We start from the raw sequence: 10,276 nt of genomic DNA, 5'->3' as shown, positions 1-10,276 counted from the left end.
GGACCGAGATCCGCATCGGGGGTGCCGCATGAGCACCGACCTCGCCCAGGCCGTGGCCGACGCCCGCGCGGCGGAGGACCAGGCCCAGCAGATCGGCGCCGTCCGAAGGCCCGGGTGTGTGCGGGCCCGGCCGGGGCATTCGGATGCCGGGAGGTCGAGAATGAACACGAGTGCTGTGGCACGGACGGGACAGGCGGAGGCACGGCGGGCGGCCAACGGGTCGGTGATGGAGGGGGCCGCACGGGCGGGCCTCACCGCAAGAGGTGTGATCTATCTGCTGGTCGGGATGCTCGCCGTCCAGATCGCGTTCGGCGACACGGGCGAGCAGGCGGACCGCGGCGGCGCCCTCGCCGAACTGTCCGGCAAGCCGTTCGGCGCGGTCCTGCTGTGGGCGCTGGGCATCGGACTGGCCGGCATGGCCCTGTGGCGGCTGTCGGAAGCGCTGTTCGGCTCGGTCGGCAAGGACGGCCGCAAGCCGAAGAAGCGGCTGCTGGCCACGGCCCGCTGCGTGTTCTACACCTTCGTCGCCTACTCCGTGCTGTCGTTCGCGGTCAGCCGGAACAACAGGAGCGGATCGAGCGACCAGCAGTCCCGGGACGTCACCGCCCGGCTGCTGCAGGTGCCCGCCGGACAGTGGCTGGTGGGCGCGGCTGGGGTGACGATCGTCGGTGTGGGCCTGGGGATCGCCGTCCGGGCGGTGCTGCGCAAGTACCACGCCAAGATGAAGCTCACCCAGATGAGCCCCGGCGTCCGGCGCCTGGTGGACGTCACGGGCGTCGCGGGCGGCGCGGCCCGGGGCCTGGTGTTCGCCGTGGCGGGCGTCTTCGCCGTACGCGCGGCGATCGACGCAGAACCCCATCGCGCCAAGGGCCTGGACGACACCCTGCGCTCCTTCGCCGACACCCCGCTCGGCCCGTGGCTGCTGGTCTGCGTCGCGGCCGGTCTGATGCTGTTCGGGGTGTTCTCCTTCGCGATGGCCCGCTGGCGCAGGGTCTGAGCCAGCACGTACGGGGAACACGGGTCGAATGAGCGATTCCGAGATTCCGCCGGACGGCCGGCCCGTGGACGTCTACCTGGACCTCCTGCGCATCCGGATGGACACGGAGGACTACCGGCTGCTGCTGAGCGTCGTGGAGCCGGTGCTGCGCGCCATCGACGAGGAGCGTCTGCCCCCCGTCGACCTCGCGCTGGACAGCGGGGAGAGCGAGGAGCTGCCGCAGGAGATCCGCGACGAGGCCGCCCTCGTCATCGCCACCGCCGTCACCGGCCGCCTCGACAACGAAGTGATCGAACTCCACATCGACGACACCGGCCCGGTCCGGGTGGTCACCGACGCGGCCACCGCCTCCGACCCGGTCCGCCTCGGCGAGATCGCCGACTACATCCGGGAACGCCACCGCCAGAACGAGGAGCTGCGGGGCATCGCCGAGGTGAGCGGACTGCCCACCGACTTCTGAGCGCTACGGCCGCGGCGCCGGCACCTTCAGCGGCCGGGCGAGGCCCAGCACGGCCTCGTCCAGGCGCTCCAGGTGCCGCAGCACACGGTCGGTGATCCTGCCGTACCGCGAAGTGCCGGACGTGGCGGACTCCAGGAGCGAGGCGATGCTCGGGCCGGACTCCACCTGCCCGCCGGCCCCCTCGTCCGCCACGCGCGCCGCGATGGTCCGGATGTTGCGCACCGTGCGCCCGGCCGCCCCGCGCAGCCGCGGATCCGCCGCGATCGACGGGTGCGTGGGCAGCAGCTCCGCCGTCGCCGCCAGCGAACGCGCGTGGTACGCGCAGGTCTCCAGCAGCGCGACGACGTACTGCGCGGTGCTGCGCCGGGCCCGCAACGGCGTCACCGGGTGGGTGAGCGGCTGCGTGGCGGCCCGCAGTTCGGCCAGCGCCTGGTCCAGGTCCCGCGCCTTGTCCAGCAGCTCGTCCGCGGGGCCGCCGCTGAGCTGCCCGACGGCGGCCTCGGCCACATCGGCCAGCCGCTCCAGCACGGTGACCAGGAGCTCGTTCGTACGGCGGTCCGTGTGCACCGGCAGCACCAGCGCCGCCGCGACGATCCCGCACGCCGCGCCCAGCGCCGTCTCCTCCACCCGCAGCACCAGCACGTCGACGCTGTAGGTCTGCAGCAGCGTGTACAGCAGCCCCAGCATCGCCGTGACGAAGAACGACATCAGCGTGTACGACAGCGGCGCCGTGTAGAACATCGCGAACAGCAGCACCAGCACCAGCGCGAAAGACGTCCAGGTGTGGCCGCCGGCCAGCCCCGCCAGCAGCGCCCCGGCCGCGACCCCGAACACCGTCCCCAGCAGCCGGCGATACCCCTTGACCAGGATCTCGCCGGTGGAGGCGGTGTTGAGGAAGACGATCCAGCAGGTCAGCACGGCCCAGTACCAGCGCTGCGAGGACAGCAGCTCGCCGCCGGCGATGGCGAGCGCGGAGCCCACGGCCACCTGGACCGCCGCACGGGTGGTGGGCCGCCGCAGCCCCGTCTGCTCCTCCTGCGGCGCGTCGTCCTCGCCCGCGTCGATCGCGGCGTCCTCGGCGTCCAGCTCCTCCCGGGACCGCGTCGTCGCCGGCGTGTCGTCCGACTCGTCCTGCGGCCCGTCCAGGGCGATCCGCAGCCCCAGCACCGCGCGGGCGGCCTCGCCGATGCCCCGGAACACGTCCTGGACGGCCGGGGCGGCAGCCGGCAGGTTCTCCTCGTCGCGGTAGCCGAGCAGCCGGTTGCGCACCTGGGCCAGCCCGGTTCCGGCGTCCCCGACCCGCTCCACCAGCAGGCGCAGCGCCATCAGGTCGCGGCGCAGGGCGGCACCGGCCTCGTCCGCCCCGGCCGGCCGGCCCACCGACGGGGCGGGAGCGCCCGGCAGATGCAGGGTGAGGGTGTCGGCCCGCTCGGCGCCGCGCGCCGACAGCACGAGCAGCCCCAGCCGCTCGGCGGCGATCTCGGCGTCCGCGACACGCCGCTGTACCAGCCGGGCCACGGACTCGTCGGGCGTCCCCTCCTCCAGCCGGCCCTGGATCATCAAAGCCGTCTCGTGCAGCCGGGCGGTGCCCTCACGGACCGCCTCCAGGGCCCTGCCCACCTCGTGAGGACCTGCGTCCAGCAGCTCGATCTGCGCCGACACCAGCTGCGCCAGCCGCGCCCGGAAGGCCCGCCGCAGCCGCAGCAGCACCCTCGCGGGCGTCGCGGGCACCAGGGCGAAACGCGTCACCGCGCTGCACGCGAACGCCACCGTGATCACCCCGCACAGCGCGGGCAGCGCCGAGGGCTTCGCGCCGACGAACAGGGACAGGAAGTACACCTGGAAGCCGATCAGGCCGAGCGCGGTGCCCCGGTCGCCGAACCGCCGGCCGTAGACGGCACAGAAGATCAGCAGGACGAAGAAGACGTCCCCGACCACGACCCGCGTGTTGAGCGCCGCGCCCAGGGACACCGAGGCCAGCGCCACCGGCAGCCCCAGCGCCAGCGTGACGGCCTGCGCCGCGGGCTGCTTCTCCCGGATGGCGAACGTCGCCGCCATCGCCGCCATCGCCCCGGCCACCAGATGCGGCACGTCGGCCCGCAGCGCGGCGAGGACCGCCAGAGCAAGGGCGATGGCCCCCACCGTCCGCAGTCCGGCCGTCAGCCGCAGCAGCCCCGGATCGGACGCCATGACCCGGTCCCTCAGCCGTGCCCGCACCGACCGCTCCGCTGCCCTCACGCCGCCGTACTCTCTCCTTCTCCCACCCGGACCCGGCCCGCGGCACCCGTACCCCGGGCCGGATCAGGACCTGCGTGCCTCAGCTGCGCGCCGCGGTGCCCTCGACGTGCGCCCGCACCTGCTCCGGCGTCAGGTACTGGTCGGTGTACTCGAAGTCCTTCAGCTTGGCCGGTTTGCGGGCCTGGAACCCCGTCCGTACGAAGTCGTCCCCGGCGACCGCGTTGAGCAGCCAGTTCGTCATCACCCGGGTCTTGGCCACGTTGGTGCGCAGCGCCGACCAGTGGTAGCCGCGGGCCACCGCCTGGGCGGGCAGGCCCCGCAGCTCGACGCCCAGCGGCTTGGACACCGCGTCCTTGCCGCCGAGGTCCACCACCAGCCCGAGGTCCTTGTGCGTGTACGGCCGCATCGGCTGGTCGCGCAGGGTCGCGATGACGTTGTCGGCGACGTGCCGGCCCTGCCGCATGGCGTGCTGGGCCGTGGGCGGGCAGACGGCACCCTCCTCGCCCTTGGCCAGGTCGGGCACCGCGGCGGCGTCGCCGAGCGCGAACACCCCGTCGTGGCCCGGCAGGCACATGTCGGCGGTGACCGCGAGCCGCCCCTTGACGGTCTCCGCCCCCAGCGTGGCGATCAGCGGACTGGCGACCACGCCGGCGGTCCAGATGAGGGTCCGGGTCGGGATCACCCGGCCGTCGGTGAAGGTGACCTCCTCCGGGCCCGCCTTCGCGATGGACACCCCCAGCGAGATGTCGATGCCGCGCCGGCGCAGGATCTCCTGCGCGCTGCGCCCCAGCTTCTCGCCCAGCTCCGGCATCAGCTTCGGCGCGATGTCGATCAGATGCCACTTGATGAGCTTGGGGTCGATGCGCGGGTAGCGCCTGACGGCCGCGTGCGTCAGCCGCTGCAGGCAGGCCGCCGTCTCGGTGCCCGCGTACCCGCCGCCGACCACCACGAACTGCAGCCGTGCCTCCCGCTCGGCCGGGTCCTGGCTGGCGTCGGCCAGGTCCAGCTGGGAGATGACGTGGTCGCGGATGTAGGCGGCCTCGGCGAGCGTCTTCATCCCGAAGGCGTGGTCCGTCAGCCCCGGGATGTCGAAGGTGCGGGTGACGCTGCCGGGAGCCAGCACGATGTAGTCGTACGGCTCGTTGACGATCTTGTCGGTGATGGTGCGTATCACGCAGACCTTGGACTTCAGGTCCACGCCGATCGCGCCGCCCGGGATGATCCGGGTGCGGTACTTCTTGCTGCGGCGCAGGGAGACGGCGATCGACTGCGGCGTCAGCACGCCGGAGGCGACCTGGGGCAGCAGCGGCAGGTACAGCTGGTAGGCGAACGGCGTCACCAGCGTGACGTCGGCCTCGTCCGGGGAGAGTTTGCGTTCCAGACGGCGGACGCACTCCACGCCGGCGAAGCCTGCGCCAACCACCAGGATCCTGGGTCGTGTCACGGTGTTCATCCCTTTCTGCGGCTCCAGGCGGTCTGCCTCGAACGCCTTTCGCCTGCCCCTGGATCGCGGCTTCGCACCCCTTCGATCCCACCGCGTCCACGGCCGGGGCGCGAGCCGGGCGGGGCAGGCAGAGGAACGTGTCGATCACCACCATGCCCCTGTCGTGGCCGAAACGCACCAGGCAGGAGTGAAGAACGCGTGCACACGCAGAGCCGGCGGCCCTGCGCTCAGACCTCCTGCCCCCGCAGATGGCACAGCAACAGGCAGACGTCGTCGTCCCGTTCGGAGTCGCTCAGCAGCGGATGCAGGATGCCGTCCGCCGCGCCCTCGAGGTCCGCGTCCAGCTCCGAGGAGCTGAATCCGGCCAGCGCCGACGCGAGCCGTTCGATGCCCGGGTCTATGCCCCGCGCCCGCCGCTCGACCAGACCGTCCGTGTACAGCGCCAGCGTGGAGCCGGGCGTCACGCGCACGGCGTGGTCGTCGATCTCCTGCTTCAGCGGAATGCCGAGCATGGCGCCCGGCTTGGCGTCCAGCACGTGCACCTGCCCGTCCGGGGTGCGCAGCACCGGCGGGGGATGACCCGCGGCGGCCCACTGCATCGTCGGCTCCTCGGGGTGGAAGCGCGCGATGACCGCGGTGGCGTACAGGTCCGGCTGGAGGTGGTGCAGGAAGGTGTGCAGCTTGGTCAGCAACCGCCCCGGGCTGCCGCCGTCCACCGCGTACGCGCGCAGGGCGGTGCGCAGCTGGCTCATCATCACGGCCGCGTGCAGACCGTGCCCGGTCACGTCGCCGACCACGGTGATGAGACCGCCGTCGGGCTGCCGGAAGGCGTCGTACCAGTCACCGCCGATGTTCAGCCCGTGCGTGGCGGGCAGATAGCGCGCGGCCAGGCTCAGACCCGGCGGGGCGTGCAGCTCCGTGAGCAGGGCGCGCTGCAGCGTCTCGGCGATGTCCCGGTTGTGCTCGAAGCGCCGGGCGTTGTCGATGGCGATGCTGGCCCGCCGGGTGAGCTCGATCAGCATCACCGCGTCGTCCGGGTCCCAGCGCTCCCCGGGCGGCGACAGCGTCAGCACACCCAGCGGCGCCCGCCGGGTCGGCAGCGGGATGCACAGCAGCGGCCGGCCCGGGTTCAGCGCGGAGGGCGGCTGGTCGTCCACGCCGGGCAGGTTGCCGGGGTGGTCGGCCGCGTACTGCGGACGCCCGGTGCGGGCCGCGATCACGGCGGCGGCCGCGTGCGGCGCGGGCCGCCGCTTGTCGTCGGTGTCGTTGTCGAACAGCCATACGTCGACGCTGCTCGCGTACTCCGGCACCAGCAGGTCCGGCAGCCGGCGGACGATCTCGTCGTGGTTGAGGGACGCCGTCAGCACGGCGCTGGCGTCCGCGAGGAACGTCAGTCTGCGCCGCGCGTTCTCCGCCTCGGTGCGCGCCCGGCGCTCCGCCGCGAACGCCTCCCGCTGCGCCCGCCCCGCCGCGTCCAGCTCGGCGTGCAGCGCCAGGACACCCTGGTTGGTCTGGTGCAGCTCCTCGCGGTGGAAGGCGACGAGCTCCTCCTGCTCGGCGAGCTTGTCCAGCACCACGGCCGTGTCCTCGTCCGCGCCCAGCAGCGCCTCCGCCAGGGCGTCGGCGTCGTCGGGCAGGATGCCCTCGCCGGGCACCTCCGCCGCCTGTGCGCACGGAACGGACACCTGCCACGGCGTCTGACCGGCCGCGCAGGCGTCCTGGTGGGGCGTCACCACGGCGTGCAGGTGACACTCCTCGCCCGGGGAGCCGCCGGCCGCCTCCACACTCAGCAGCCAGGTGCCGCCCTTGGTCAGGCACTGCCGCAGGTGGGCGCTGAGCGAGGCGGCCAGGCGGCTGCGTTCGACGGTGGGCACACCGTACGCGGCGGCCAGGCGCGCCACGGCGATGCGGGCCTGCGCCGCGTCGGTCACGGTGGTGATCTGCCAAGTACGCATCATGGGCGGTCCGACGGGGTCTCGGTCAGCACGGCGACGGCGGTGTCGTCCCGCACCGGTCGGGCGGAACTGCTCGCGTCGCGTATCGTCACCGCGGCCGTCACGGCCGGATCGGCGCGCGGCAGGTCGGGGTCCGAAGGCGGCGTCCACCGGCTGGGCAGCCCGTCGGTGTGCAGGATCAGCATCCGGTCGTCCCCCCAGGCGGCCTCCTCCTCGCGCAGCGTGCCGGGCCGGTGCACACCGACGATGCCGGGCCGGGACAGCAGGGAGCGCCAGGCGCCGTCCTGCCGCAGCCGCGCCCCGATGTTCCCTATGCCGGCGAACCTCAGCCGCCGGGAGCGCAGGTCGAGCTGCGCCACGGCGACGGCCGCGCCCCGGGTGCCGCCCAGCGCCGAGTGCAGCTCCCGCAGCGCCTCGGCGGGCGTCAGGTGCGCCGCGCGGTGCAGCGCCTCGACCGCGGCGGTGGAGGCCCGCGCCGCCTCGGGACCGTGTCCGAGCCCGTCGGCCATCATCAGCGTCACCCGGTCCTCGGCCCGCACCCAGGTCCAGGCGTCGCCCGAGTACGCGGCCCCCGCGAAGGGGACGTTGACGCCCCCGGCGCGGACACGGCCGACCGGCGCCCGGCCGCTTCCGGGGCCCTCGGGCGACCCGCCCCGCCCACCCGGGGCAGGGCGGCCGGCCGGTACGCCGCCCGGCCGGTCGTCCCGCGCGGCCGGTGCCGGGCTGGCGCCCGCCCCGTCGGCCGTGTGCCGCACCGCCCGGACGGCCTGCGGGGCGCCGTGCAGCCCGCCGATCGGCCCCGCGAGGGCGGACCCGAGGCGCAGCAGGCCGCGGCGGCGCGGCACACGGCCGACGCGGGCGACGGCCACCGTGCCCCGGCCGAGCACGCTGTGCAGGTCGAAGTCGTCGGCGAGCCGCAGGCAGGTGCCCAGGCCCGCGCCGAGCGAGCCGGTCGTGGTGAAACCGTCGCGCAGCGCGGTCGCCAGGTCGGGCATGCCCGGGCCGTGGTCGAGAGCGGCGATCTGCACGACCCGGAAGTCCTGCGGGCCGCCCCGCAGCAGGGGCGGGGCCACGACGTCGATGAGCACCTCACCGCCCTCCGCGTGTTTCAGCAGGTTGGTCGCCAGTTCGCTCGCCACCAGCGCGGCGGCCGCGGTCTGCCGCTCGTCGAGCCCGGCGACGGCGGCCGCCTCCTCCGCGGCCACCCGCACGTCCCGCACCCGGGTGGAGTCGTGCACGGGAACGTCCCACACACGTGGCATCACGCCTCCTCGCGGGGACGCGGCGGCGCGGCCACCCACGAGGTCACCCGCACGGTGGTGCCGGCCCCCGGGGCACTGTCGATGGCGAAGTCGTGCACCAGACGCCGCGCACCCCCGAGGCCCATCCCCAGTCCGTCGCCGGAGGTGTAGCCGTCGCTGAGCGCCCGGTCCAGGTCGGGGATGCCGGGGCCCTGGTCGCTGAAGGTCAGCCGGAGTCCGTGCACGCCCCCGCTGGTGACGTGGGTGGCCTCCATCTGTCCGCCACCGCCGTGCACCAGGGTGTTGCGGGCCAGCTCGCTGGCCGCGGTGACCAGCTTCGTCTGGTCGACCAGACCGAAGCCGAGCAGGGCGGCGGCCTGCCGCACATGCTGGCGCACCCACACCAGGTCCATGTCCGACCGGATGGGCAGGCAGGCCTCGACGCCCGCGGCGGTGTGCATCACGGACTCTCCTGGCGCGGACTGTCCGGGTGGGACGGCGAGGTGGTCTGACCGAGGAACTCCAAGGCCGCCTCGGTGCTGAGCGCCGTGTGCAGGCCCGGCAGGGTCAGGCCCAGTTCCACCAGGGTGATGGCGACGGCGGGCCGCATACCGGACAGCACGGTCCGCGCGGCCAGCAGCTTCGCCTGGGCCGCGATCTCGGCCAGCACCCGGCCGAGGAAGGAGTCGACGATCTCCACGCCGGAGATGTCGATGAGGACTCCACGCACACCCGTCCGGGAGATGGTCTCCGTGAGGTCCTGCTGAAGTTGCTGTGCCGTGCCGTCGTGCAGGTCTCCCTGGAGGGTGACCAGCAGCACGTCGCCGAGCCGCAGGACCGGAACGTGTCCCGTGGCGGGGCGTGGGAACGCGTCGCTCACCGCTGCCCCGCACCGCCCGGCGTCGCGTTCACGATGTCGGCGCCGAGCTGGTGCAGGGCGTACCCCAGCGCGTCGGCGAGACTCGCCCGGGTTATCACGTCCAGGTCCAGGCCGAGATGAACGATGGTCTGCGCGATCGCAGGCCGGATGCCGGAGACGATGCACTCCGCGCCCATCAGGCGGGCCGCCGCGACCGTCTTCATCAGGTGCTGGGCGACCAGCGAGTCGACCGTCGGCACACCGGTGATGTCGAGGATCGCGAAGCGAGCGTGCTGCTCGACGACCGCGTTCAGCAGCGTCTCCATCACCACCTGGCTGCGGGCGCTGTCGAGCGTGCCGATCAGCGGCACGGCCACGATGCCGTCCCACAGGCGGATGACGGGCGTGGCCACCTCCATCAGCTGGAGCCGCTGGCGGTCGATGAGCGCCTGGTTCTCGCTCAGCGCGGTCTGCATGGCGACCAGCCGCAGGGTGCCCATCAGCACCGTCAGCGTGGTCGCGCACGCCCGCAGATGCTCGGCGGGCACCTCATCGAGGTCCGCGGCCAGGAGGTTCTCCACGGGCGGGCGCAGCGCCGCCAGTTCGCTGGAGACCTGCGTGTTGGACAGCCCCGCGCGGGAGCGGGCCGCGCCCATCCGGGCCAGCTGCTCGCGCACCCCGCTGAACCCCGCGGCGTCCGGGTCCTCCACCTGTTGCGCGTCGGCGACCTGGGCCAGCGCGTCGACGATGGCCTTGCCCGCCTCCACCGCCTCGTCCCGCGAGACGGTGAACACCGTCCGGAACAGGGGCTCGTCGGCCCACCGCTGCGCGATCTGCTCTCGGCGGCGGCGCAGGAAGTCACCGACCTCCTGCGACGGGGTTGCCAACTCCGCTGCGTGCTCCGGCACCTGTTTCTCTCCTCATCCACGTTGCGTCCCACCGAACCCGCTGGAGGCAACGAGACGGCGCTGTAAGTCCTGCCGGCCGACCACTCTAACCACGGCCCGACCTCGTACGACACCTGATCCACAGCAGGCGGTCCGGTGCGGCGGCACGGCGGTTCACGACCCGCGTGACGCGCG

9 protein-coding genes are annotated in these 10,276 nt (G+C 73.8%); 2 read left to right on the top strand and 7 right to left on the bottom strand.

Translation table 11 applies throughout. From position 1 onward, the window contains the following. The first annotated feature begins 160 nt into the window (after positions 1-160). Both AB0K80_RS33270 and AB0K80_RS33265 read left to right on the top strand, forming a co-directional pair. Complete coding sequence (locus AB0K80_RS33270) at positions 161-997, top strand: DUF1206 domain-containing protein (protein WP_365676183.1); 837 nt, start codon at positions 161-163, stop codon at positions 995-997. A gap of 28 nt (positions 998-1,025) precedes the next feature. Next, positions 1,026-1,457 (top strand): hypothetical protein, encoded by a 432-nt coding sequence (locus AB0K80_RS33265; protein ID WP_365676181.1) that lies wholly within the window; start codon positions 1,026-1,028, stop codon positions 1,455-1,457. A 3-nt stretch (positions 1,458-1,460) separates the two neighbouring features. On the opposite strand, the gene AB0K80_RS33260 is transcribed toward AB0K80_RS33265, so the two are convergent. The 7 genes from AB0K80_RS33260 to AB0K80_RS33230 all read right to left on the bottom strand — a co-directional run bounded on the left by AB0K80_RS33260 (position 1,461) and on the right by AB0K80_RS33230 (position 10,102). Then, positions 1,461-3,695, bottom strand: a complete 2,235-nt coding sequence (locus AB0K80_RS33260) for an FUSC family protein (protein WP_365676179.1) — start codon at positions 3,693-3,695, stop codon at positions 1,461-1,463. 79 nt (positions 3,696-3,774) lie between these two features. Continuing rightward, a complete protein-coding gene (locus AB0K80_RS33255) occupies positions 3,775-5,148 on the bottom strand; it encodes an NAD(P)/FAD-dependent oxidoreductase (RefSeq protein ID WP_365676177.1) in 1,374 nt (457 codons plus the stop codon). A 218-nt stretch (positions 5,149-5,366) separates the two neighbouring features. After that, positions 5,367-7,097, bottom strand: a complete 1,731-nt coding sequence (locus tag AB0K80_RS33250; protein ID WP_365676175.1) for a SpoIIE family protein phosphatase — start codon at positions 7,095-7,097, stop codon at positions 5,367-5,369. Further along, on the bottom strand, positions 7,094-8,356 hold the full coding sequence (locus AB0K80_RS33245; protein ID WP_365676173.1) for an ATP-binding SpoIIE family protein phosphatase: 1,263 nt from the start codon (positions 8,354-8,356) through the stop codon (positions 7,094-7,096). Before AB0K80_RS33245 ends, AB0K80_RS33250 begins: the two co-directional genes overlap by 4 nt. Beyond that, positions 8,356-8,796, bottom strand: a complete 441-nt coding sequence (locus AB0K80_RS33240; RefSeq protein WP_365676185.1) for an anti-sigma regulatory factor — start codon at positions 8,794-8,796, stop codon at positions 8,356-8,358. Before AB0K80_RS33240 ends, AB0K80_RS33245 begins: the two co-directional genes overlap by 1 nt. Further along, the gene (locus AB0K80_RS33235; RefSeq protein WP_365676171.1) at positions 8,796-9,215 is read right to left on the bottom strand and encodes an STAS domain-containing protein; all 420 of its coding nucleotides are present in this window, start codon (positions 9,213-9,215) and stop codon (positions 8,796-8,798) included. Before AB0K80_RS33235 ends, AB0K80_RS33240 begins: the two co-directional genes overlap by 1 nt. Beyond that, on the bottom strand, positions 9,212-10,102 hold the full coding sequence (locus tag AB0K80_RS33230; protein ID WP_365676169.1) for an STAS domain-containing protein: 891 nt from the start codon (positions 10,100-10,102) through the stop codon (positions 9,212-9,214). Before AB0K80_RS33230 ends, AB0K80_RS33235 begins: the two co-directional genes overlap by 4 nt. Between the last annotated feature and the right edge of the window lie 174 nt (positions 10,103-10,276).

The organism is Streptomyces sp. NPDC052682, from assembly GCF_040678435.1.
Classification (GTDB): Bacteria; Actinomycetota; Actinomycetes; order Streptomycetales; family Streptomycetaceae; genus Streptomyces.
This window is presented reverse-complemented; position numbering and strand designations above follow the sequence as displayed.

What these genes read in the sequence shown, in the direction of transcription:
- AB0K80_RS33270 (WP_365676183.1), top strand. Translation starts at nt 161, where the DNA reads ATGAACACGAGTGCTGTGGCACGGACGGGACAGGCGGAGGCACGGCGG.
- AB0K80_RS33265 (WP_365676181.1), top strand. Translation starts at nt 1,026, where the DNA reads ATGAGCGATTCCGAGATTCCGCCGGACGGCCGGCCCGTGGACGTCTAC.
- AB0K80_RS33255 (WP_365676177.1), bottom strand. Translation starts at nt 5,148, where the DNA reads ATGAACACCGTGACACGACCCAGGATCCTGGTGGTTGGCGCAGGCTTC.
- AB0K80_RS33250 (WP_365676175.1), bottom strand. Translation starts at nt 7,097, where the DNA reads ATGATGCGTACTTGGCAGATCACCACCGTGACCGACGCGGCGCAGGCC.
- AB0K80_RS33245 (WP_365676173.1), bottom strand. Translation starts at nt 8,356, where the DNA reads ATGCCACGTGTGTGGGACGTTCCCGTGCACGACTCCACCCGGGTGCGG.
- AB0K80_RS33240 (WP_365676185.1), bottom strand. Translation starts at nt 8,796, where the DNA reads ATGCACACCGCCGCGGGCGTCGAGGCCTGCCTGCCCATCCGGTCGGAC.